18 protein-coding genes are annotated in these 22,164 nt (G+C 72.3%); 10 read left to right on the plus strand and 8 right to left on the minus strand.

All coding sequences use genetic code 11. The features are described 5' to 3' along the window. The first annotated feature begins 110 nt into the window (after positions 1–110). From ACZ53K_RS11685 to ACZ53K_RS11700, 4 genes are all read left to right on the plus strand, one after another. The gene (locus ACZ53K_RS11685) at positions 111–1,394 is read left to right on the plus strand and encodes an MFS transporter (protein WP_468834250.1); all 1,284 of its coding nucleotides are present in this window, start codon (positions 111–113) and stop codon (positions 1,392–1,394) included. A gap of 43 nt (positions 1,395–1,437) precedes the next feature. Then, positions 1,438–1,947 (plus strand): MarR family winged helix-turn-helix transcriptional regulator, encoded by a 510-nt coding sequence (locus ACZ53K_RS11690; protein ID WP_468834252.1) that lies wholly within the window; start codon positions 1,438–1,440, stop codon positions 1,945–1,947. 53 nt (positions 1,948–2,000) lie between these two features. Further along, the gene (locus ACZ53K_RS11695; RefSeq protein WP_073757739.1) at positions 2,001–2,333 is read left to right on the plus strand and encodes a DUF3817 domain-containing protein; all 333 of its coding nucleotides are present in this window, start codon (positions 2,001–2,003) and stop codon (positions 2,331–2,333) included. Between the two features lie 141 nt (positions 2,334–2,474). Beyond that, positions 2,475–4,175: an acyl-CoA mutase large subunit family protein gene (locus tag ACZ53K_RS11700; RefSeq protein ID WP_468834254.1), complete on the plus strand. Its 1,701-nt coding sequence runs from the start codon at positions 2,475–2,477 to the stop codon at positions 4,173–4,175. Positions 4,176–4,237: 62 nt separating this feature from the next. Here ACZ53K_RS11700 and secD read toward each other — a convergent pair whose 3' ends face one another. The 4 genes from secD to ACZ53K_RS11720 all read right to left on the minus strand — a co-directional run bounded on the left by secD (position 4,238) and on the right by ACZ53K_RS11720 (position 9,457). After that, complete coding sequence (gene secD / locus ACZ53K_RS11705; protein ID WP_468834257.1) at positions 4,238–6,580, minus strand: protein translocase subunit SecD; 2,343 nt, start codon at positions 6,578–6,580, stop codon at positions 4,238–4,240. Between the two features lie 120 nt (positions 6,581–6,700). Further along, positions 6,701–7,198, minus strand: coding sequence for a hypothetical protein (locus ACZ53K_RS11710; RefSeq protein ID WP_468834258.1), 498 nt, complete (start codon positions 7,196–7,198; stop codon positions 6,701–6,703). Positions 7,199–7,310: 112 nt separating this feature from the next. Continuing rightward, entirely contained in the window at positions 7,311–8,708 is a 1,398-nt protein-coding gene (locus ACZ53K_RS11715; RefSeq protein ID WP_468834260.1) for a sensor histidine kinase, read from the minus strand. Continuing rightward, complete coding sequence (locus ACZ53K_RS11720) at positions 8,705–9,457, minus strand: response regulator transcription factor (protein ID WP_468834261.1); 753 nt, start codon at positions 9,455–9,457, stop codon at positions 8,705–8,707. Before ACZ53K_RS11720 ends, ACZ53K_RS11715 begins: the two co-directional genes overlap by 4 nt. A 63-nt stretch (positions 9,458–9,520) precedes the next feature. On the opposite strand from ACZ53K_RS11720, the gene ACZ53K_RS11725 reads away from it, so the two are divergent. Further along, positions 9,521–10,687: a UDP-N-acetylglucosamine--N-acetylmuramyl-(pentapeptide) pyrophosphoryl-undecaprenol N-acetylglucosamine transferase gene (locus ACZ53K_RS11725; protein WP_468834264.1), complete on the plus strand. Its 1,167-nt coding sequence runs from the start codon at positions 9,521–9,523 to the stop codon at positions 10,685–10,687. Then, a complete protein-coding gene (locus ACZ53K_RS11730; RefSeq protein WP_468834265.1) occupies positions 10,684–11,718 on the plus strand; it encodes a GDP-mannose 4,6-dehydratase in 1,035 nt (344 codons plus the stop codon). The genes ACZ53K_RS11725 and ACZ53K_RS11730 overlap by 4 nt, the downstream gene beginning before the upstream one ends. 44 nt (positions 11,719–11,762) lie before the next feature. Here ACZ53K_RS11730 and ACZ53K_RS11735 read toward each other — a convergent pair whose 3' ends face one another. Then, positions 11,763–12,470 carry a TetR/AcrR family transcriptional regulator gene (locus ACZ53K_RS11735; RefSeq protein ID WP_468834267.1) on the minus strand — a complete coding sequence of 236 codons (708 nt, stop codon included), beginning with the start codon at positions 12,468–12,470 and terminating at the stop codon, positions 11,763–11,765. Between the two features lie 359 nt (positions 12,471–12,829). On the opposite strand from ACZ53K_RS11735, the gene ACZ53K_RS11740 reads away from it, so the two are divergent. From ACZ53K_RS11740 to ACZ53K_RS11755, 4 genes are all read left to right on the plus strand, one after another. Beyond that, positions 12,830–13,795, plus strand: a complete 966-nt coding sequence (locus tag ACZ53K_RS11740; protein ID WP_468834268.1) for a tetratricopeptide repeat protein — start codon at positions 12,830–12,832, stop codon at positions 13,793–13,795. 616 nt (positions 13,796–14,411) lie between these two features. After that, complete coding sequence (locus ACZ53K_RS11745) at positions 14,412–15,044, plus strand: DUF6230 family protein (RefSeq protein WP_468834271.1); 633 nt, start codon at positions 14,412–14,414, stop codon at positions 15,042–15,044. Positions 15,045–15,182: 138 nt separating this feature from the next. After that, positions 15,183–15,689 (plus strand): DUF6114 domain-containing protein, encoded by a 507-nt coding sequence (locus ACZ53K_RS11750; RefSeq protein WP_468834272.1) that lies wholly within the window; start codon positions 15,183–15,185, stop codon positions 15,687–15,689. Next, positions 15,679–17,007 carry a hypothetical protein gene (locus ACZ53K_RS11755; protein ID WP_468834274.1) on the plus strand — a complete coding sequence of 443 codons (1,329 nt, stop codon included), beginning with the start codon at positions 15,679–15,681 and terminating at the stop codon, positions 17,005–17,007. Before ACZ53K_RS11750 ends, ACZ53K_RS11755 begins: the two co-directional genes overlap by 11 nt. Positions 17,008–17,085: 78 nt before the next feature. On the opposite strand, the gene pyk is transcribed toward ACZ53K_RS11755, so the two are convergent. The 3 genes from pyk to pta all read right to left on the minus strand — a co-directional run bounded on the left by pyk (position 17,086) and on the right by pta (position 21,987). After that, complete coding sequence (pyk, locus tag ACZ53K_RS11760; RefSeq protein WP_468834276.1) at positions 17,086–18,513, minus strand: pyruvate kinase; 1,428 nt, start codon at positions 18,511–18,513, stop codon at positions 17,086–17,088. Positions 18,514–18,629: 116 nt separating this feature from the next. Further along, the gene (locus ACZ53K_RS11765; RefSeq protein WP_468834278.1) at positions 18,630–19,841 is read right to left on the minus strand and encodes an acetate kinase; all 1,212 of its coding nucleotides are present in this window, start codon (positions 19,839–19,841) and stop codon (positions 18,630–18,632) included. A 46-nt stretch (positions 19,842–19,887) separates the two neighbouring features. After that, positions 19,888–21,987 (minus strand): phosphate acetyltransferase, encoded by a 2,100-nt coding sequence (pta, locus tag ACZ53K_RS11770; protein ID WP_468834280.1) that lies wholly within the window; start codon positions 21,985–21,987, stop codon positions 19,888–19,890. Between the last annotated feature and the right edge of the window lie 177 nt (positions 21,988–22,164).

Consider the following 22,164-nt stretch of genomic DNA (forward strand, 5'->3'; position numbering starts at 1 on the left):
CCCCCCTTCCCTCCTGCCTCCACTCTTCCCACCGGGCGGCCTGTTCCGTCATGGATTCGGCTGCCGGCGAATGACTGGGGAGCGGGGGCGCGGCCCGGCACGCTGCCGCCATGCCCTCGCCTTCCGGGCCCGCCGCCCGGGCCCCGGACCGGGCACCGCCCGCCGGTGCCGGTTACCGCGCCGTCTTCGCCGTCCCCGAATTCCGCCACGTCTTCGCCGCGCACCTCCTCTCCTCGCTCGGCGTCGTCGTCTGCGAGATCGCGCTGTCCGTGCTGGTGTACCGGCTCACCGGGTCGCCGCTGCTGAGCGCGCTGACGTTCGCGCTCGGCCTGCTGCCGTACGTCGTCGGCGGCACGCTGCTCTCCGCGGTCGCCGACCGCTACCCGGCCCGCCGCGTCCTCGTCGTCTGCGACCTGCTGTGCGCGGGCTGCGCCGCCGCGATGGTGGTCCCGGGCACGCCGGTCGCGGTGCTGCTGGCGCTGCGCTGCGCGACCGCCGCCATAGCCCCCGTCTTCGCCGGTACGCGGGCCGCGACGCTGGGCGACGTGCTGGGGGAGGGCGACCTGTTCGTCCTGGGGCGTTCGCTGATCCGCATCGTCAACCAGAGCGCGCAACTGGTCGGTTTCGCCGCCGGCGGGCTGCTGCTGGCCGCCGTGGCGCCCGGTGCGGTGCTCGCCATCACGGCCGGTACGTTCCTCGGCTCGGCGCTGCTGCTGCGCCTGGGCACCCGTGCCCGCCCCGCGCGCGGCGGGTCCCGCGGCGCGCTGCTGGGCGCCTCACTGGCCGGTACCCGGCAGCTGCTGGCCGACCGCCGTATCCGGTCCCTCCTCCTGCTGACCTGGCTGCCGCCGACGTTCGTCGTCATGCCGGAGGCGCTGCTCATCCCGTACGCCGACCAGCTCGGCACCGGCCCGGCGGGGGCCGGGCTGCTGATGTGCGCCATGCCGATCGGCGCGATCACCGCCGAAACCCTGGCCGGCACCTTCCTCGGCCCCCGGGCCCGCGCCCGGCTGACGTTCCCGCTGGGCGTCTTCTGCGTCCTGCCGTCCCTCGGCTTCGCCGCCCGGCCCTCGCTCGGCTGGGCGGTGGCACTGCTCGCACTGACCGGCACCGGCATCGCGTACAACTTCGGCGTGGACCGCTGGTTCGTGACCGCCGTACCCGACGCACTGCTGGGGCAGGCGATGACGGTGATGCAGGCGGGCCGCATGACGATCATGGGCTTGGGCATGGGCGTGGCAGGCGCCGCAGCCGAGTACGCGCCCTTGCGGGTGGTGATGCCGGCCGGCGGGGTGGTGGGGGTGGTGTGCGTGCTGCTGGTGGTGGCCGCGGTGCGGTGGACCCGTGCCGACCGGCCGTGTCACCAGCTGATCCGCCCGGGTACCGAAACCTGAGACACGGCTGACCACGATATGGCCGGACGGTAGGGTCGAAGACGTGCCGAAGCCGCTCAGCCTTGCCTTCGATCCCATCGCCCGCGCCGACGAACTGTGGCAGCGACGCTGGGGAGCCGTGCCGTCCATGGCCGCCATCACTTCGGTCATGCGTGCCCATCAGATCCTGCTGTCCGAGGTGGACGCGGTGCTCAAGCCGTACGGGCTGACGTTCGCCCGGTACGAGGCGCTGGTGCTGCTCACCTTCTCCAAGGCGGGGGAGCTGCCGATGTCGAAGATCGGCGAGCGGCTGATGGTGCACCCGACCTCGGTGACCAACACCGTCGACCGGCTGGTGAAGTCCGGCCTGGTCGACAAGCGTCCGAATCCGAACGACGGGCGCGGCACCCTGGCGACCATCACGGAGCAGGGGCGCGAGACCTGCGACAAGGCCACCCGCGACCTGATGGCGATGGATTTCGGTCTGGGTGCCTATGACGCAGAGGAGTGCGCGGAGATCTTCGCGATGCTGCGGCCGCTGCGGGTCGCGGCCGGTGATTTCCAGGACGGCTGATCCGTGGTAGGGGCGGCGAAGATCGCCCCGGAACGGGCGGTTACGCTCGGACCATGAAACGAAGCGTGCTGACCCGCTACCGGGTGATGGCCTACGTCACCGCCGTCATGCTCCTCGTCCTGTGCGCCTGCATGGTGGCCAAGTACGGCTTCGGCACGGGCAAGGACCTGACGCTCGTGGTCTCCCAGATCCACGGTGTGCTCTACATCATCTACCTCGTCTTCGCCTTCGACCTGGGCTCCAAGGCGAAGTGGAAGTTCGGCAAGCTGCTGTGGGTGCTGATCTCCGGCACCATTCCGACCGCCGCTTTCTTCGTCGAGCGCAAGGTCGTCCGCGAGGTCGAGCCGCTGGTCACGGACGGTACGCCGCAGCCCGCCAAGGTCTGAGGCACTGCACGGCCGCACCGTCGCCGTACGGCCGCCGGGCCCGGCCCGGCGGCCTTCCCGCGCCGCCCGGCGGCTGCCGTAGGGCAGCTCACGTCCGTCAGGCATCGACAATTACTAGGACGTCCAAGTAAATTTGCGGGTATGGACGCTGACGCGATCGAAGAGGGCCGCCGTCGCTGGCAGGCCCGGTACGACTCCGCCCGTAAGCGGGACGCGGACTTCACCACGCTGTCGGGGGATCCCGTCGAGCCCGTGTACGGCCCCCGCCCCGGCGACACGGTCGACGGCTTCGAGCGCATCGGGTGGCCGGGGGAGTACCCGTTCACCCGCGGCCTGTACCCGACCGGCTACCGCGGCCGTACGTGGACCATCCGGCAGTTCGCGGGCTTCGGCAACGCCGAGCAGACCAACGAGCGCTACAAGATGATCCTGAAGGCGGGGGGCGGCGGACTCTCCGTGGCGTTCGACATGCCGACGCTGATGGGGCGGGACTCCGACGATCCGCGGTCGCTGGGCGAGGTCGGCCACTGCGGTGTCGCCATCGACTCCGCCGCCGACATGGAGGTCCTGTTCAAGGACATCCCGCTCGGTGACGTGACGACCTCGATGACGATCTCCGGCCCGGCCGTACCGGTCTTCTGCATGTACCTGGTCGCCGCCGAACGCCAGGGCGTCGACCCGGCCGTGCTGAACGGCACGCTCCAGACGGACATCTTCAAGGAGTACATCGCCCAGAAGGAGTGGCTCTTCCCGCCCGAGCCCCACCTGCGCCTGATCGGCGACCTGATGGAGCACTGCGCGCGCGGCATCCCCGCGTACAAGCCGCTCTCGGTCTCCGGCTACCACATCCGCGAGGCGGGCGCGACGGCCGCGCAGGAGCTGGCGTACACCCTCGCCGACGGCTTCGGGTACGTGGAGCTGGGCCTCTCCCGCGGCCTGGACGTCAACACCTTCGCGCCCGGCCTGTCCTTCTTCTTCGACGCGCACCTGGACTTCTTCGAGGAGATCGCGAAGTTCCGGGCGGCCCGCCGCATCTGGGCCCGCTGGATGCGCGACGTGTACGGCGCGACCAGCGAGAAGGCCCAGTGGCTGCGCTTCCACACGCAGACCGCGGGCGTCTCGCTGACCGCCCAGCAGCCGTACAACAACGTCGTCCGTACGGCAGTGGAGGCGCTGGCCGCGGTCCTCGGCGGGACCAACTCCCTGCACACCAACGCGCTGGACGAGACCCTCGCCCTGCCCAGCGAGCAGGCCGCGGAGATCGCGCTGCGCACGCAGCAGGTGCTGATGGAGGAGACCGGCGTCGCCAACGTCGCGGACCCGCTGGGCGGCTCGTGGTTCATCGAGTCGCTGACCGACCGGATCGAGGCCGACGCCGAGAAGATCTTCGAGCAGATAAAGGAGCGCGGCACCCGGGCCGTCCCGAACGGCCGGCACCCGATCGGCCCGATGACCTCCGGCATCCTGCGCGGTATCGAGGACGGCTGGTTCACCGGCGAGACCGCCGAGTCCGCCTTCCGCTACCAGCAGGCGCTGGAGAAGGGCGAGAAGAAGGTCGTCGGCGTCAACTGCCACCACGGCTCGGTCACCGGCGACCTGGAGATCCTGCGGGTCAGCCACGAGGTCGAGCGCGAGCAGGTACGGGTCCTGGCGGACCGCAAGGCGGCCCGGGACGACGCGCGGGTGCGTGCGTCGCTGACCGCGATGCTGGACGTTGCGCGGAGCGGCGGCAACATGATCGAGCCGATGCTGGCGGCCGTACGGGCCGAGGCGACGCTCGGCGAGATCTGTGACGTGCTGCGCGACGAGTGGGGCGTTTACACGGAGCCCGCGGGGTTCTAGCGGCGGTACGTGCCGGGGGCGGGGCCGGGTGCGGCCCCGCCCCCGGTGTCGTTGCAGGACGCTCAGACCACCGCGCCGTTCCCGGTCCTGGCCTTGTCGCGCGGCCGGGCGGCCGGGGCTTCCGGAGCCGGGTGGCGGCTCTCCAGGAGGATCGCGGCCGGGGTGGCCGTGAAGACCGTCGAGGCGAGGCCGAACAGGACGCCCGCGAGCAGCGCCACGGAGAAGTCGGCCAGTGAGTCACCGCCCAGTACGGCGAGGGCGGCGAGGACGAACAGGGCGCCCATGCCGGTGTTCACCGTACGGGGCACGGTCTGCACGATCGCCCGGTCGGCGAGGCGGGCGAGCCCTTCCGGACCCCGCGCGGCCCGGTCGCCCTTGGCGCCGCGCCGCAGCTCCCGTACGCGGTCGAAGAGCACGACCGTGTCGTTGACGGAGTAGCCGACGACGGTCAGCAGCGCGGCCAGGAAGACGCTGTCCACCGGCTTGCCCAGCCAGGCGAACAGGCCCACCACCAGCACCACGTCCTGGACCATGGCCAGGACCGCCGCCGTCGCGAACGTCCAGCGGAACCGGATGCTCAGGTAGATCAGCTGGGCGGCGACCGCGATGCCCAGCGCGATCAGCGCCTTGCCGCGCAGCTCGTCGCCCATGCTCGGTCCGATCAGTTCGTCCCGCTCGACCTCGACCGTGCCGCCGGGTGCCTGGAGGGACGTACGGATACGTTCCTGCTCGGCGTCGGTCAGCCGCTCGGTCCGTACGGCGATGCCGCCGTCGCCCGACTCCTGCACGACCGCGCGCGGGAAGCCCGCCTCCGACACCGCATCGCGCGCCGTCCCGGCGTCCACCGTACGGCTGGTGCTGTACTCGACCAGCTGGCCGCCGGTGAACTCCACACCGAACTCCAGACCGCGCACGCCGATCCCGGTGACGGCGAGCAGCAGCAGGCCGGCGCCGATCCCCAGCCAGGTGCGGCGGTGCCGCATCAGCCGCGGTTCGCGGCGCGCCAGCCACCGCCGGACCCGCCCCTCGGACGCCATGCCGGTGATCGCGGGCCGCCGCCGAACGCCGTTGCGGCGCACCGCCCACCCCGCCAGCACCCGGGTGATGACCAGCGCCGAGACCATCGAGGCCAGCACGCCGATGGACAGCGTGACGCCGAAACCCTTGACCGGTCCGGTGGCGAAGAAGAACAGCAGGCCGGCGGCGAGCAGCGTGGTGACGTTCGAGTCGAGGATCGCGCTCCACGCCTTGCCGAAGCCTTCGCGCAGCGGGCGCCGCAGATCGCCGCCGGAGCGGGCCGCGCGGCGCGCGTACTCCTCCCTGGCCCGCTCGAACACCAGGACATTGGCGTCCACCGCCATGCCGATCGCGAGGACGAAACCGGCGAGGCCGGGGAGGGTGAGGGTGGCGCCCAAGGCGACGAGCACGGCGTACGAGATCAGTCCGTACGCGGCGAGGGCGACCGTGGCCAGCGCGCCCAGCAGCCGGTAGACCACGATGACGAACGCGCCGGTGCACAGCAGGCCGATGGCCGCGGCGGTGGCACTGGCCTTGATCGCGTCGGCGCCCAGCGTCGGGCCGACGGTGCGCTGTTCGGCGACCTCGACGGGCACCGGCAGGGCGCCGCCCTTGACCAGGGCCGCCAGATCGCGGGCCTCGGCGTCGCCGAACCCGCCGGTGATCTGGGCGTTGCCGCCCGCGATGCCGGTCTTGCACGGCACGCTCTGCTGCATCCCCGGGGCGGAGATGACCCGGTCGTCCAGCACGATCGCGACCCGCCGGGCCGGATCGCCGGGCGCCGCGCACGCCGCCTGGCCGGTGACCCGCGCCCAGGCGTCGGCCGCGGGGCCGCGGAAGGCCAGGTCGACGGTCCAGCCGCGGCCGCCCTGCGCGTCGAAGACGGCCTCCGCGTCCTTGACGCCCTCGCCGGTCAGTGCGGGCGGGCCGAGCCGCAGGGCCCGGCCGGGCGCGTCGGGGTCGGGAAGGGTGCGGGTGCGGTCGCCCTTGGCCTTCGCCTCCGGCGTGCCCTTCGGATCCTGCGTCGTCCCGAGCACGGGGTGGAACGTGAGCTGCGCGGTGCGGCCGATGACCGCGACGGCCTCCTTCGGGTCCTGGACCCCGGGCAGTTCGGCGACGATGCGCTTCTCACCGGAGCGGGACAGCGACGGCTCGGCGACACCGAGCGCGTCGACCCGCTGCCGCAGCACCTCCAGGGCCCGGTCGGTGGCGGCGGCGTCGGCGCGGGTGGTGGGCGAGTCCTTGGTCTCCAGGACGATCTGGGTGCCGCCGCGGAGATCGAGTCCGAGGCGGGCGGGGGTGGTCAGGGCGAAGAACAGCGACACGGCGACGACGGCGAGCGCGATCAGCGCACGCCAGGGCCGCCGCGACGGAGCGCGGGACGGCATGGGTCTCCCCTTCAGGGATACGGAGGCGGGGCGCCGGCCGGCCACGCGCACCGGGCCGCGACGGCGCGCTGAGGCGTCGCCGGGCGTGCGGGTGCTGCGGGCTGCCGTACGCCTGGGGCGTCAGCTGCTCCGTACGAAGGGGGGTCCGCGCGGGCTGCGCGGGGAGTACCGGGCCGGGGGCGGTGCCCGTTCCTGGCGGGGGCCGACGGTCTCGCCGTACCCGAAGGGGGAGTGGCGGGGCGCCGGGGCCGCGGAGGGCAGCGCGCCCGGGAGGCCGGGGAAACGCGGGGGCGGGAGGACGGCTTGCACCTGGGCGGCGGCGGTCTGGCGGGCCACCGGCCGGTCCGGAGCGGTGCGGGCGTCGGCCCGGGGGTGCTGTCCAGGTGTGGCGTACGCGGTGAGTACCTGGGGCGCGGAGGATGGCCGGGAAGCGGGGCCGGCGGGGCCGGAAGCGGCGGCTGCGGGATTCGCTACGGCAGCCAGTGGGCGGGGGCCCAGCGGGCCGGAAGCGGCACCCGCCGTACCGGACGTGCCGGCCAGCACCAGCAGGACGGCCCACAGCCCGGCCAGCGCGCGGGGCAGGAAGCCCGGCAGCGCACGGAACGCTTGTCTGCTCACCGCCCGCCCCTTCCGGTCCTTTGCCCTGGCCGTCCGGCCGCGCGTCCGGCCCAGGGTAGTACGCCGTTCCTGTCCCTGACCCGCCTGAAAACCCCCGCCGGAGACCACCGTCCTACCCCACTGGAAAGCGGAGACGGAAGAGCGCCCCGCCGCCCGGCGCCTGTGCGGCGGTGAGTTCGGCGTGGTGCGCGCGGGCGATCTGGCGCGCCATGGCCAGGCCCAGCCCGGATCCGGGCAGCGCGCGGGCCGCCTCGGCACGGTAGAAGCGGTCGAAGACGTGCGGCAGGTCCTCGGCCGCGATGCCGGGCCCGTGGTCGCGTACGGTCAGCTCCAGCGCGTCCGCGGACATGGTCAGTTCCGTTTCGACGGGGCCGCCGGGCGGTGAGAACTTCGCCGCGTTGTCGAGGAGGTTGGAGAGCAGGCGGGACAGCCGTGCCGGTACGCCGGGGACGGCCACCCCGTTCGCCGCCTCATCGGTCCGCGCGGTGAACGTGATCTCCGGCCAGTGGCCGCGTGCCGCCTCCACCGCGTGCTCCAGCAGCGCCGCCGGGCGCACCTGCTCGACCAGTGGCTGCGGCTCCTCGTCCCGGGCCAGTTCGATCAGGTCGTTGACGAGCGTGGTGACCTCGCGCAGCTGGCGGCCCAGCGCGCCGGACGCGCGGTCGCGCTGGGCGTCGGTCAGCCGGTCGGCGCGGGCGAGGAGTTCGGCGTTGGTGCGCAGCGCGGTCAGCGGGGTGCGCAGTTCGTGGGAGGCGTCCGCGACCAGCCGGCGCTGCGAGGCGACCGACTGCTCCAGCTCGCCGAGCATGGTGTTGAAGCTGGCGGCCAGCCGGGTGACCTCGTCCTCGCGGCCGGGCGGCCCGGCGGGCAGTTCGATGCGGTGCCGGGCGTCGCGGGTGGCGGCGATGCGTTCGGCGGTGGCGGTGAGCCGGGCGACCGGGGCCAGGCCGGTACGCGAGACCCAGTAGCCGAGGCCGGCGGCCAGCAGGATGCCCGTGCCGCCGACCCCGGCCAGCGCCAGGGAAGCCTTCTGCACGCCGCGTTCCACGAGGTCCGAGCGCAGCGCCACCTGGAGCGCCTGGTCCTTGCCGCGCAGCCGGACGGTGTACATCCGCACCGGATAGCCGGCCACGGTCAGCTCTTTGTAGTACGGCGCGCGCCGGCCGGCGGCGACCTCGCGGGTGGCGTCGTCGACCGGCAGCGCGTAGGGGCCGCGCGGGTCCCTGGACTTGTCGGCGGGGACCGACTGGACGCAGGGCACGGCCTGGTACTGGCAGCCCTTGTCCCCGGCCGACGGGCCGTCCTGGCGGTACTGCTCGGAGTGCTGGGCGGCTGTCTGGACCAGGCGGAATTCGAGTTGCCGGATCATCTGGTGGCGGGTGATGAAGATCGCCGCCACACAGATGCCGACCGCCACCAGCGCCACGGCCGCGGAAGCGGCGATCGCCAGCCGCGTCCGCAGCGGACGGCGACGGCGCCAGTGCGCGCCCAGACCACGTCGGCCGCTCACGCCTGTCCCGCCTGGTCAAGGCGGTAGCCGACGCCGTGCACGGTGTGCACCAGCCGTGACTCGCCGCCCGCCTCCAGTTTGCGGCGCAGGTAACCGACGTACACGGCGAGGGAGTTGGAGTCCGGGCCGAAGTCGCGGCCCCAGACCCGTTCCAGGATCACCTCGCGCGGCATCACCTGCCCGGGGTGCAGCAGCAGCAGTTCCAGCAGGGCCCACTCCGTACGGCTGAACTCCAGCGGCCGGCCGCCCCGGTGGCCGGTGCGAGTCACCGGGTCGACCACCAGGTCGGCGAAGGACAGCGAGGTGTCGTCGGCGGCGGTGGCCGAAGCGCGGCGCAGCAGCGCCCGTACGCGGGCGACCAGCTCGTCCAGCGCGAACGGTTTGACCAGGTAATCGTCGGCGCCCGCGTCCAGCCCGTCCACCCGCTCGCTGACCGAGTCCAGCGCGGTCAGCACGAGGATCGGCGTACGGTCGTCCAGCGCGCGCAGCCGGCGGCAGACCGCCAGGCCGTCCAGCACCGGCATCATCACGTCCAGCACGATCGCGTCCGGCTGCCAGGAGGCGACCTCGGAGAGCGCGGCCAGCCCGTCGGCGGCGCCGCGCACCGCGTATCCCTCCACGGTGAGGCCGTCCTCGACGGCGGCCCGCACCTCCGGTTCGTCGTCGACGACGAGGATCTTCGGCGGGGACGCGGCGGGCTGCTGGGCGGCGCTCCGGTGCGTGGGGTGCGGTGCAGGCGAGGACGGCATGCACACAGGCTGCCAAACCCGCGTCTTAGAACCTTCTTAGGGCGCTTGGCGAGCGTGGCGGCCATGCGCACACCACTCTCAGTCGTCATCGGTGCGGGCGGTACCGGCGGCCACATCTACCCCGGGCTCGCCCTCGCGGACGCCCTGCGCCGGGCCGTGCCCGACGCGGTGGTCTCCTTCGTCGGTACGGAGCGCGGGCTGGAGACGCGGCTCATCCCCCAGGCCGGGTACCGCCTGCACACCGTGGACATGATTCCCTTCGACCCGTCACTCGGCGCCAAGCGCTATCTGCTGCCCGCCGCGCTGCTCAAATCGGGCGCCCAGTGCCGCTCGATCCTGCGTCAGCAGGAGGCCCAGGTCGCGGTCGGCATGGGCGGCTACCCGAGCGCGCCGGTCATCGTCGGGGCGCGGATGACCGGGCTGCCCAGCCTGGTCCACGAGTCCAACGCGGTGCCCGGCCGGGCCAACAAGTTCGCCGCCCGGCTCACCCCGCACATCGCGCTGGCCTTCGACCGCAGCCGCGCGCACCTGGCGGGCGGCGAGCGGGCCGAGACCGTCGGCATGCCGCTGGTCGGGCCGCTGGCGAGCCTGGACCGTACGGCGCTGCGCGAGCGGGCGCGCCGCGAGCTGGGCGTGCCGGACGGCGCCCGGCTGCTGCTCGTCAACGGCGGCAGCCTGGGCGCGGCCCGGCTCACCGAGGCCGCGGTCGGACTCGCGGCGCGGTACCGCTCCCGTACGGACCTGCGGCTGCTGATCAAGACAGGGCCGGCCGCCCTGGAGGAGACCCGGGAGCGGCTGGCGGCGACGGGCGGCGCGGCGGTCGCCGAGGCGGTCCCGTACCTGGACCGGATGGACCTGGCCTACGCCGCCGCCGACCTCGTGGTGTGCCGGGCCGGCTCGGCGACCGTCGCCGAGCTGGCCACGATCGGGATGCCGTCCGTTCTGGTGCCGTACCCGCACGCGCCCGGCGACCACCAGACCCACAACGCGCGGGTGCTGTCCGACGCGGGCGCCGCCGTCCTGCTGCCGGACGCCGAGACCACCGCGGAACGCCTGGACACGCTCGTCACCCCCCTGCTCGACGACCCCACCCGGCTGGCGGTCATGGGCCAGGCCGCCGACCCGGGCACCCACGCGCACGCCGCCGACCTGCTGGCCGCCAAGGTCCTGAAGCTGGCCGGCCACCCCGACGCCCACCCCACCACCACCTACCTGAGGGAAACCGCATGAGCACCACCGACCACGCCGCCACCGACCACGCCACCATGGAAGCCCGCTGGAAGGACCGCACCGTCCTGGTCACCGGCGCCGAGGGCTTCATCGGCTCGACGCTGGTGGACCAGCTCGTCGGGTACGGCGCGAAGGTGCGCGCCTTCGTGCACTACAAGCCGTACGGCGAGAAGGGCCACCTCGCGCGCTACCTGGGCCCGGACAGCCCGGTCGAGATGATCGCGGGCGATGTGCGGGACGCCGGCCGGGTGGCGGACGCGGTGGCCGGCTGCGACACGGTCTTCCACCTCGCCGCCCTGATCGGCATTCCGTACAGCTACGACTCGCCCGGCGCCTACGTGCAGACCAACGTCGTGGGCACCGAGAACATCGCGGAGGCGTGCCGCCGGCACTCCGTGCGCCGCCTCGTCCACACCTCGACCAGCGAGGTGTACGGCACCGCCCTGACCGCGCCGATCAGCGAGGACCACCCCCTCCAGCCGCAGTCGCCGTACTCCGCCTCGAAGATCGGCGCGGACATGATGGCGCTGTCCCACTGGCACGCCTTCGAACTGCCGGTCACGGTCGTCCGCCCGTTCAACACCTACGGCCCGCGCCAGTCCGCGCGCGCCGTCATCCCCACCATCCTGGCGCAACTGCACTCCGGCGCCCGGGAGATCAGGCTGGGCTCGCTCACCCCGACCCGCGACTTCACCTACGTCACCGACACCGCGGCCGGGTTCCTGGCGATGGCCGACTGCGACCGGGCGCTGGGCGAGGTCGTCAACCTCGGTACCGGCCGGGAGATCTCCATCGGCGACCTGGCGCGGTCTCTGATCGCCGCGTCCGGGCGGGACGCCGAGGTGGTCGTGGAGGGGGCGCGGCTGCGGCCCGCCGGCAGCGAGGTCCAGCGACTGCTTTCGGACAATTCCCGGGCGCGCGAGTGGGCGTCGTGGACGCCGGAGGTGTCCCTGGAGGAGGGGCTGAAGCGGACGTCGGAGTGGGTGGCGGAGAACGTGCACCTGTTCGCGGCGGACCGGTACCAGGTCTGAGCAGGGGGCCGTACCCGAGGTGGCCGGCGGGCCCGTCCGGAGCGTCATGCCCCGGGCGGGCCCGCGTCCGTGTGTCCGTCCAGGCCGCCCAGACCGCTCAGTCCGGCCAGCAGCAGCGCGCTGAACTGCTGCGCCCACAGTTCGTCCACCGGTTCCGCGCTGACCAGCGCCCGGTGCACGACCGCGCCCGCGATCACGTCGAAGATCAGCCCCACCGCCCGCCCGGCGGCGGCCGCGCCCTCCTCGCCGGCCGGGTCGGGCGGCAGCTCCCCGCGGGCCTGGGCCCGCTCCCGGCCGAGGACCACCAGCCGCTTCTGCCGCTCGACCACGGCGGAGCGGATACGTACCCGCAGCGCCTCGTCAGTGGTGGACTCGGCGACCACGGCCATCAGCGCCGTCTTGGTCTCCGGGCGGGCCAGCAGCGAGGCGAACTGCAGGACGACGCCCTCGATGTCGGCCTGCAGGCAGCCCCGGTCGGGCAGTTCCAGCTCGTCGAAGAGGACCGCCACGGCGTCCAGGACCAGCTCGTTCTTGTTGGCCCAGCGGCGGTAAAGCGTGGTCTTGGCGACCCCGGCCCGGGCGGCGACGTCGCTCATCGTCAGCTTGCCCCAGCCCAGCTCGACCAGCGCGGCGCGGGTGGCGTCGAGGATCGCGCGGTCCGCCTCGGCGCTGCGCGGCCGGCCCGTACGGCCCGCGGGGGAGCCCGCACGGCCCGCGGGGGAGCTGGTGCCGGTGAGGGGGCAGCGGTGCATGGGGGCGACCATACCGGCCAGTAGGTGACGCCGGACCCGTCCTCGTGAGGCAGATCACTCGTAACGGTTCGCGCGAGGGCTTGCCGGGCCGGGGCGCCGGACAGTTACGCTACGGGTCGTAGCGAAAGGGTGTGGCCGGCACGGCACGCCCCGGACGCGACAACCACAGGCCGCGGGTGGGGACCCGAGGCCACAGCGGTACCAGCCGGCCCCCGGGCCGGCGCACTCGCGGCACCTGCGCCCTGCGCCGGCACACCGGCAGGCAGCACGGGCGGACCCGGCGCCGCGCGTTTTTCGCGCACCGTGAATTTTCGGCACCGCTTTTCGCAACGGTCCGCGGGAGGGGGGAGGATAGGCCCATGCAGCCACGCAACATGTCCATGAGTGGAGTCGTCGACCTCGCCGCGGTGAAGGCGGCCGGGGAAGCCAAGCAGAAGGCGGAGCAGGCGCGCGCCGAGGCGGCCCGTACCGGCCGGCCCGCAGGCGGCGGCGCCCGTCTGGTGTTCGATGTCGACGAGGCGGGGTTCCAGCAGGACATCCTCCAGCGCTCCACCGAGGTGCCGGTCGTCATCGACTTCTGGGCCGAATGGTGCGAGCCGTGCAAGCAGCTCGGACCGCTGCTGGAGCGGCTGGCGGGGGAGTACGCCGGCAAGTTCGTCCTGGCCAAGATCGACGTCGACGCCAACCAGACGCTGTTCCAGCAGTTCGGTGTACAGGGCATCCCGGCGGTCTTCGCGGTCGTCGCGGGCCAGCCGATCCCGCTGTTCCAGGGCGCGGCCCCGGAGGCGCAGATCCGCCAGGTGCTGGACCAGCTCGTACAGGCCGCCGAGCAGCAGTTCGGGATCGTGGGCGCGCCCGTCGACCCGGCCGACGACGCGCCGCAGGAGGACGTCCCCGAGCCGGTCGGCCCGTACGACGCCCTGCTGGAGGCCGCGAACCAGGCGCTGGACAGCGGTGACCTCGACGGTGCCGTCCAGGCTTACAAGAACGTGCTCTCCGACGACCCGGCGAACCCGGAGGCCAAGCTCGGCCTGGCGCAGGCCGAACTGCTGCGCCGGGTGCAGGACCTGGACCCGCAGGAGGTGCGCAAGGCGGCGGCCGACGGCCCCGCCGACGTGCCGGCGCAGATCAGGGCGGCCGACCTGGACCTGGTCGGCGGCCATGTCGAGGACGCCTTCGGGCGGCTGGTGGACACCGTCCGGCGTACGGCGGGCGAGGACCGCGAGGCGGCCCGGGTGCGGCTGCTGGAGCTGTTCGAGGTCATCGGCACCGACGATCCGCGGGTGGTTTCGGCCCGTACGGCACTGGCACGGGTGCTCTTCTGACCCTTCCGCGCACGGTCACCCGCGTCTCCTGAGGCGCGCGGATCCCAGCACTCGACGGCGGCCACGTTTTACCAAATCTTGGTAATCGTGGCCGCTGTTACTTGGAGTAAGTGGGGAGAGGGTTTTTGTCGGCCTTCGTCCCCGATTTCTCTGCGACTCCTCACTGGCGGCCACCACCCTGGGTGGCGGCCTGATTTCGCGCCGTTGCGGCGCGGTCATCTCTCCGTTACTCGCAAGTAACGAACCCCTTGTGCGACGGCCGCCGATGCACCACGATCGGCCACGCTCGGTCCATTCCCGCCGCCCGGCAACCGGTCGGCGCCGCGGGGGTCATGGGTCCCCACCGAGTGGCCGGCGGCACCGCCACCGGTCCTGGACAGGGGGGTTCCTGCCCACCCGGCAGGGCCTGTCCGACAAGGGCCGCGCGCGAGCGTGGCCAGTGGTTGTCGCTCGGGGGTGATCGCCGGTGCATCGGAACGCCGTACGCCTGTACGCCATTTCGATACGGGCGCTCTCCTTCCCGAGGACGTAGCACTTCTCCCATCCCAGGTACGGCCGCCGTCTTCCCAAGACCCGGACCGCAACCGGAGATGTACGTCCGAGAAGGAGGAAAGTCATGGAGTCCCTGGCTCGTGGCGGGACCAGATGGAAGCGGTTCGCCGTTGTCATGGTGCCGAGCGTCGCGGCGACGGCTGCCATCGGAGTCGCCATCGCGCAGGGTGCGCTGGCGGCATCGTTCAGCGTCTCCGGGCAGCAGTTCAAGGTCACCGCGTCCGAACTGGACGGCGAAGGCTTCGTCCAGTACGGAGCCCTCGACGGCGGCGAAAAGGGGCAGCACCCGGTCGCCGTGGTGGGCATGAACTCGGCCCAGATCACCAACCTGTGCCAGTCGGTGGTCGTCCCGGTGCCGGTCTTCGGCGACGTGACGATGCAGCTCAAGGCGGGCGGCAACGGCGGCCCGCGGGTCGAGGCGAAGAAGCTCTACATCGACGCCGACGACCTGCAGACCAACGCGACGTTCACCAACGTCGACATCGGCGTCTCGGTGGACCACACCACCAAGGGCCCGGGTCCGGCGAAGCCCGGCGAGGGCGGTCGGGGACAGTACCTCCCCAACTCCTTCGCCCAGCAGGCCGACAGTGTGCACTTCGAGAAGGTCAAGCAGCGTGCCTGGGCCACCACGGCCGGCACGTTCAAGCTCAGCGGCCTGCACATGAACGTCAGCCGCGGCAAGAACGAGTGCTACTGACGCACTGAGCGCACGGGTACGGGGCGCCCGCCGGACGGCCGCCCCGTCCGCCGTCCCGTACCCGTACGCCGGTAGCCACCGCAGCGCGTACTCCAGCGCATGTACCACCGATGAGCCAGTCCCGAGGAGCTGTACGACATGAGCGCCGACACGCGACCACGGCTGAACGAGAACATCGGCCGAAAGCGCACTTCGTTCCGGGAATGGCGAGGCCAGCGCCCGTTCTGGGGCGGGGTGCTGACGCTGCTGGCCGGCTTCCCGATCATGTACATCCCCTACGCGAACCTCACGATCGGCTCCCTGACCGTCCGTATGGCGACGACCGCGGGCGCCGGCTCGCTGATCATCGGCGTACTCCTGGTCGTCCTCGGCCTGACCATGTGGTTCCAGCCCGCCTCCCGCGTCTTCGCGGGCGTCGCGGCCATCCTGCTGTCCCTGGTCTCCCTGGTGGTCTCCAACTTCGGCGCCTTCATCGTCGGCTTCGCGCTGGGACTGGTCGGCGGCGCGCTGGGGGTCTCCTGGGCGCCGGGCAAACCCGTCGCCCCCGAGGACGGCGAACCGGCCGGGCCCGCGGGCGGCGCGCCCGCCGACCTGTCAGGAGCGAGCCCGGTCAACGGGGCGAACGGGAGGCACAGTGCCGGGTGACGAGCTGCACGAGACGAAAGCGGCCGCCCGCGCGAGAACCGGGCCACGCCACGCGGCCCCGCGCAAGCCGCTGCTGACCCGGCTGCACGTGCCCGCCGGCAAGGCGATCGCCATCGCCGCCATGCCCTCCGCCGTCCTGATGGGCATGGGCCTGACACCACAGCTGGCGATGGCCAAGCCGCAGCCGGAGAACCCGTTCAAGAAGGGCCCGTGCGTCAGCGCGCCCGACACGGCGGAGCAGCAGGCGAAGGAGGAGGCGGAGAAGGACAAGGCGGCGAAGGACAAGGCGGAGAAGGAAAAAACCGCCAAGGAGAAAGCGGCCAAGGACAAGGCCGAGAAGGACAAGGCGGCCAAGGACAAGACCGGCACGGGCAGCGGCACGGACACCCACACGCCCGGCACCCCCTCCCCGTCCCCGGACAAGAGGGGGACGGCCCCCGGGCCCGCCCCCGCCCCCTCCGCCGGCAAGTCCACCACTCCCTCCCCCTCCGCCTCCCCCACGCAGCAGAACCCCTGGTACGACCCCCTGGGCGTGGGCAAGAAGCTGCACGACGTCTTCCACCCCGGCGAGGACAAGCCCGCCACCCCGAGCACCACCCCGTCCCCGTCCCCGTCGTCCTCCGCACCCGCGGACAAGGACTCCGGCGGTACGTCCGGCAAGCGCACCGACCCGCTCAAGGACACCACCGACAAGCTGGGCAAGGCGGCCGGCGACACCACCGGCAAGGCCGGGAAGGCACTGGACGACGCCAAGGACAAGGCGGGCGACGCCCTCCCGTCGCCGTCACCGTCCCCCAGCGGCAGCGCCGACCCGGGCACCCCCGACGCGGACGGAAAGAAACCCTTCCCGTGCGTCGAGGAGAAGAAGGCCGCCGGCAAGGACGAGCAGTCCCCGGCAACCGTGCCGGTCCAGCCCTGGTACCTGGAGTCCAGCGGGCTGACGCTGCGCGGTCTGGACTACGAGGGCGTCGTCAACCTGACGATGCCGAACGGCCGGACCAAGCAGGCGCTGAAGTTCACCGCCGACAGCATCGACATCGGCGACCTCCACCAGATCGTCGACGGCCAGGCCGGCAAGAAGTACCACGTCCAGGCGGCCAAGGGCTCCACCTCGACGATCCGCGGCGGCAAGGTCACGATGTACACCGAGCGCCTCCAGGGCAATCTCTTCGGCCTCATCCCGATCGTCTTCGACCCGGAGCACCCGCCGCCGATCAACGTCCCTTATGCCTACTTCACCAAGGTGAAGATCACCCAGGCGGGCCAGTTCGGCGGCACCCTCACCATTCCCGGACTGCACCAGTCGATCACGGGCTGAGCCCGGCACCGGCGTACGGCAGTGGGCCGCAACCCCGAAGGGATGCGGCCCACAGTCGTCTTCAGATCGCGCGCGGCGTCAGGCGCGCTCGCCACCCAGGTGGTGGACCCGCACCATGTTGGTGGTGCCGGGGACCCCGGGAGGCGACCCAGCGGTGATGATCATGGTGTCGCCGTCGTTGTAGCGCTGGAGCTTCAGCAGCTCGGCGTCGACCAGGTCGACCATCTCGTCGGTGTGCTCCACGTGCGGCACGACGAAGGTCTCCACGCCCCAGCTCAGCGCGAGCTGGTTGCGGGTGGCCGCGTCCGTGGTGAAGGCCAGGATCGGCTGCGCCGAGCGGTAGCGGGACAGCCGGCGGGCGGTGTCACCGGACTTGGTGAAGGCGATCAGCGCCTTGCCGTCGAGGAAGTCGGCCATCTCGGCGGCCGCGCGGGCCACCGCGCCGCCCTGCGTACGGGGCTTCTTGCCCGGGACCAGCGGCTGCAGGCCCTTGGACAGCAGCTCCTCCTCGGCCGCCTCGACGATCTTCGACATCGTCTTGACGGTCTCGATCGGGTACTGGCCGACCGAGGACTCGGCGGACAGCATGACCGCGTCGGCACCGTCCAGGATCGCGTTGGCGACGTCGGACGCCTCGGCGCGGGTCGGCCGCGAGTTGGTGATCATCGACTCCATCATCTGGGTCGCCACGATCACCGGCTTGGCGTTCCGACGGCACATCTCCACCAGGCGCTTCTGCACCATCGGGACCTTTTCGAGGGGGTACTCCACGGCCAGGTCACCGCGGGCGACCATCACGCCGTCGAAGGCCGCGACGACCTGCTCCATGTTGGCGACCGCCTGCGGCTTCTCCACCTTGGCGATCACCGGGACGCGCCGGCCGACCTCGTCCATGACGCGGTGCACGTCCTGGACGTCCTTGGCGTCGCGCACGAAGGACAGGGCGACCAGGTCGCAGCCCATGTTCAGGGCGAACTTCAGGTCGTCGATGTCCTTCTCGGACAGCGCCGGGACGTTGACCGCCGCGCCGGGCAGGTTGATGCCCTTGTGGTCGGAGATGACGCCGCCCTCGATGACGATGCAGCGCACCCGCGGGCCGTCGACCTCGACGACCTGGAGCGCGACATTGCCGTCGTTGATCAGGACCGGGTCGCCCTTGGAGACGTCACCGGGCAGGCCCTTGTAGGTCGTGCCGCAGATGGTCTTGTCACCGGGCACGTCCTCGGTGGTGATGACGAACTCGTCGCCGCGCACCAGCTCGACCGGGCCGTCGGCGAAGGTCTCCAGGCGGATCTTGGGGCCCTGGAGGTCGGCCAGCACGCCGATGGCGCGGCCGGTCTCCTCGGCGGCCTTGCGGACGCGGTGGTAGCGCTCCTCGTGCTCCGCGTGGGTGCCGTGGCTCATGTTGAATCGGGCCACGTTCATGCCGGCCTCGATCAGCGTCTTCAGCTGGTCGTAGGAGTCGACGGCGGGGCCCAGGGTGCAGACGATTTTGGAACGGCGCATGGCTCAATCCTATCGTTTGTTTCGGAGCGGAATTATTTGGGCTCGGGTGCCCGGATGCGAGGCGGGGGACAGGCGCCGCGCCGAGACCGGCGGCGCCTGCCCACAGAAGCCGAAGGTCAGTTGCTGACCAGGGCGTATGTCTGGTCGGCGATCTCCAGCTCCTCGTCGGTGGGGACGACGGCGACCGCGACCCGGGCGTACTCCGGCGATATCAGCCGCGCCTCGTCGGACCGTACGGCGTTCAGGTCGGCGTCCACCGCCAGCCCCAGCTCCTCCAGGCCCTTGACCGCGGCCTCGCGCACCGGGGCGGCGTTCTCGCCGACGCCCGCGGTGAACGCCACCGCGTCCACCCGGCCCAGCACCGCGCTGTAGGCGCCGATGTACTTCTTCAGCCGGTGGATGTAGATGTCGAAGGCGAGCGCGGCCCGCTGGTCGCCCTCGTCGATCCGGCGGCGGATCTCCCGCATGTCGTTGTCGCCGCACAGCCCGACCAGGCCGCTCTTCTTGTTGAGCAGCTCGTCGACCTCGTCCGCGTCCATCCCCGCCACCCGCTTGAGGTGGAACACCACGGCCGGGTCGATGTCACCGGAGCGGGTGCCCATGACCAGGCCCTCCAGCGGCGTCAGCCCCATGGAGGTGTCCACGCAGCGGCCGCCGGCCACCGCCGAGGCGGAGGCGCCGTTACCCAGGTGCAGCACGATGACGTTGACGTCCTCGGGCGCCTTGCCGAGCAGCTCGGCGGTCTTGCGCGAGACGTAGGCGTGCGAGGTGCCGTGGAAGCCGTAGCGGCGGATGCGGTGCGCGTCGGCGGTCTCCACGTCGATGGCGTAGCGCGCCGCGTGCTCCGGCATGGTGGTGTGGAAGGCGGTGTCGAAGACCGCGACCTGCGGCAGGTCGGGGCGGAGCGCCTGGGCGGTCCTGATGCCGGTGATGTTCGCCGGGTTGTGCAGCGGCGCGACCGGCACCAGCCGCTCGATCTCCTTGAGCACCTCGTCGTTGATCACGGTCGGCTCGGTGAACTTCAGGCCGCCGTGCACCACCCGGTGCCCGATCGCCGCCAGCTCGGGCGAGTCCAGGCCGAGCCCGTCCGCGGACAGCTCGTCGGCGACCGCCTTCAGCGCCTCCTCGTGGTCGGCTATCCGGGCCTCGCGCTCGCGCTTGTCACCCCCGGTGGCCAGCGGGGTGTGGGCCAGGCGCGAGGTCTCCTCACCGATGCGCTCGACCAGGCCCACGGCGAGCCGGGAGCCGTCGTTCATGTCGAGCAGCTGGTACTTGACCGAAGAGGAGCCGGAGTTGAGGACGAGGACGCGGGTGGCTTTGGCAGTCATGAAGCAGCTTCCGGTTGGTGGTGGGGGGGGCGGGTGGCGGGGGGTGTCAGACGTCGGCTGCGGGCGAGCCGCCCGGCGCCGCACCTTGCGCCTGGATGGCCGTGATGGCCACGGTGTTGACGATGTCCTGGACGAGCGCGCCGCGCGAGAGGTCGTTGACCGGCTTGCGCAGGCCCTGGAGCACCGGGCCGACGGCGACCGCGTTGGCCGAGCGCTGCACGGCCTTGTAGGTGTTGTTGCCGGTGTTCAGGTCGGGGAAGACCAGCACGGTGGCCCGGCCGGCGACCTCGGAGTCCGGCAGCTTCGTCTTGGCCACCGCGGCGTCCACGGCCGCGTCGTACTGGATCGGGCCCTCGACCAGCAGGTCGGGACGGCGCTCGCGGACCAGCTCGGTGGCCTTGCGCACCTTGTCGACGTCCGCGCCGGAGCCGGAGGTGCCGGTGGAGTACGACAGCATCGCGATCCGCGGCTCGACGCCGAACTGGGCGGCGGTGGCCGCCGACTGGATGGCGATGTCGGCGAGCTGTTCGGCGTCCGGGTCCGGGTTGACCGCGCAGTCGCCGTAGACCAGGACGCGGTCGGCCAGGCACATGAAGAACACGGACGAGACGATCTGCGCGCCCGGCTTCGTCTTGATGATCTCGAAGGCGGGGCGGATGGTGGCCGCGGTGGAGTGCACCGCGCCGGAGACCATGCCGTCGGCCAGGCCCTCCTGCACCATCAGCGTGCCGAAGTACGACACGTCCGCGACGACGTCGTACGCCAGCTCGTAGGTGACGCCCTTGTGGGCGCGGAGCTTGCCGTACAGCTCGGCGAAGCGCTCGCGCAGCGGGGAGACCTGCGGATCGATGATCTGCGCGCCGTCCAGGTCGATGGCGAGGTCGGCGGCGCGCTTGCGGACCGCCTCCTGCTCGCCGAGCAGCGTCAGGTCGCACACGTCGCGGCGCAGCAGTACATCGGCGGCGCGCAGCACCCGCTCCTCGTTGCCTTCGGGCAGCACGACGCGGCGGCGGCCCGAGCGGGAGCGCTCGATCAGTTCGTGCTCGAACATCATCGGTGTGACGCGGCCGGAGCGGGCGACGGAGATCCGGTTCGTCAGCTCGGCGGTGTCCACATGCCGCTCGAACAGGCCGAGCGCGGTCTCCGCCTTGCGCGGCGCCGCGGCGTTCAGCTTGCCCTCGACGGCGAACAGCTCCGCCGCGGTCGGGAAGGAGCCGCCGGAGACGGAGATGACCGGGGTGCCGGGCGCGAGCCGGTTGGCCAGCGCCATGATGTCGGGCCCCGGACGCTCGTCCAGGGTCAGCAGCACACCCGCTATGGACGGGGCGCCGGCGCTGTGCGCGGCGAGCGAGCCGATGACCAGGTCGGCGCGGTCGCCGGGGGTCACGACCAGGCAGCCGGGCGTCAGTGCCTTCAGGAAGGTCGGCAGCATGGCGCCGCCGAAGACGAAGTCACGGGCGTCGCGGGCCAGCCCCGAGTCGTCTCCGAGCAGCACCTCGGCGCCGAGCGCGTGCACGATCTGGCCGACGGTGGGCGCGGAGAGGGCGCCGTCCTCGGGGAGTGCGTAGCAGGGGACGGGCAGGTGGGCGGAGAGCTGCCCGGCGACGGCCGTGCGCTGTTCGGGCGCCACCCGGTTCACGACCAGGGCGACGACGTCGCAGCCCAGCGAGTGGTAGGCGCGGTAGGCGTTGTGGGCCTCGGCGCGCACCGACTCGGCCTCCTGGCCCTGGCCGCCGACGACGGGCAGCACGGCGGCGCCGAACTCGTTCGCCAGCCGGGCGTTCAGGTTCAGCTCGGCCGGCAGGCTGGTGGCCGCGTAGTCGGAGCCGAGCACCAGGACGTACTCGTGGTCCCTGGCCACCCGGTGGAAACGCTCGACGAGCTGGGAGACCAGCTCGTCGGTGCCCTGCTCGGCCTGGAGGCGGGCGGCCTCCTCGTAGCCGAGGCCGAAGACGGTCTCGGGGGGCTGGGAGAGCCGGTAGCGGGCTCGCAGCAGTTCGAACAGGCGGTCGGGTCCGTCGTGGACCAGCGGGCGGAAGACGCCCACCCGGTCCACATGGCGGGTCAGGAGTTCCATCACTCCCAGCTCGACGACCTGGCGGCCGTCGCCGCGGTCGATCCCGGTCACGTACACGCTGCGCGTCACGCGTGCTCTCCGATCCATCCGTCGCTTCGCAAGGTCAAATTTCCCGTTATGGTGAGCTTGCCCCTCTTGACAATACCTGCGGCTGTGGTTAAGCCGCCCCTCCAGTTTTACGCATGTGTCAGCGGCTGGTCGCAGTGGTGCCCGACGCTGTGCGGGCAACGCCTGCCGGCCCGTGAA

It is taken from the genome of Streptomyces sp. NPDC033221, assembly GCF_055577005.1.

What these genes read in the sequence shown, in the direction of transcription:
- ACZ53K_RS11685 (WP_468834250.1), top strand. Translation starts at nt 111, where the DNA reads ATGCCCTCGCCTTCCGGGCCCGCCGCCCGGGCCCCGGACCGGGCACCG.
- ACZ53K_RS11695 (WP_073757739.1), top strand. Translation starts at nt 2,001, where the DNA reads ATGAAACGAAGCGTGCTGACCCGCTACCGGGTGATGGCCTACGTCACC.
- ACZ53K_RS11700 (WP_468834254.1), top strand. Translation starts at nt 2,475, where the DNA reads ATGGACGCTGACGCGATCGAAGAGGGCCGCCGTCGCTGGCAGGCCCGG.
- secD (WP_468834257.1), bottom strand. Translation starts at nt 6,580, where the DNA reads ATGCCGTCCCGCGCTCCGTCGCGGCGGCCCTGGCGTGCGCTGATCGCG.
- ACZ53K_RS11720 (WP_468834261.1), bottom strand. Translation starts at nt 9,457, where the DNA reads ATGCCGTCCTCGCCTGCACCGCACCCCACGCACCGGAGCGCCGCCCAG.
- ACZ53K_RS11725 (WP_468834264.1), top strand. Translation starts at nt 9,521, where the DNA reads ATGCGCACACCACTCTCAGTCGTCATCGGTGCGGGCGGTACCGGCGGC.
- ACZ53K_RS11730 (WP_468834265.1), top strand. Translation starts at nt 10,684, where the DNA reads ATGAGCACCACCGACCACGCCGCCACCGACCACGCCACCATGGAAGCC.
- ACZ53K_RS11735 (WP_468834267.1), bottom strand. Translation starts at nt 12,470, where the DNA reads ATGCACCGCTGCCCCCTCACCGGCACCAGCTCCCCCGCGGGCCGTGCG.
- ACZ53K_RS11740 (WP_468834268.1), top strand. Translation starts at nt 12,830, where the DNA reads ATGCAGCCACGCAACATGTCCATGAGTGGAGTCGTCGACCTCGCCGCG.
- ACZ53K_RS11745 (WP_468834271.1), top strand. Translation starts at nt 14,412, where the DNA reads ATGGAGTCCCTGGCTCGTGGCGGGACCAGATGGAAGCGGTTCGCCGTT.
- ACZ53K_RS11750 (WP_468834272.1), top strand. Translation starts at nt 15,183, where the DNA reads ATGAGCGCCGACACGCGACCACGGCTGAACGAGAACATCGGCCGAAAG.
- pyk (WP_468834276.1), bottom strand. Translation starts at nt 18,513, where the DNA reads ATGCGCCGTTCCAAAATCGTCTGCACCCTGGGCCCCGCCGTCGACTCC.
- ACZ53K_RS11765 (WP_468834278.1), bottom strand. Translation starts at nt 19,841, where the DNA reads ATGACTGCCAAAGCCACCCGCGTCCTCGTCCTCAACTCCGGCTCCTCT.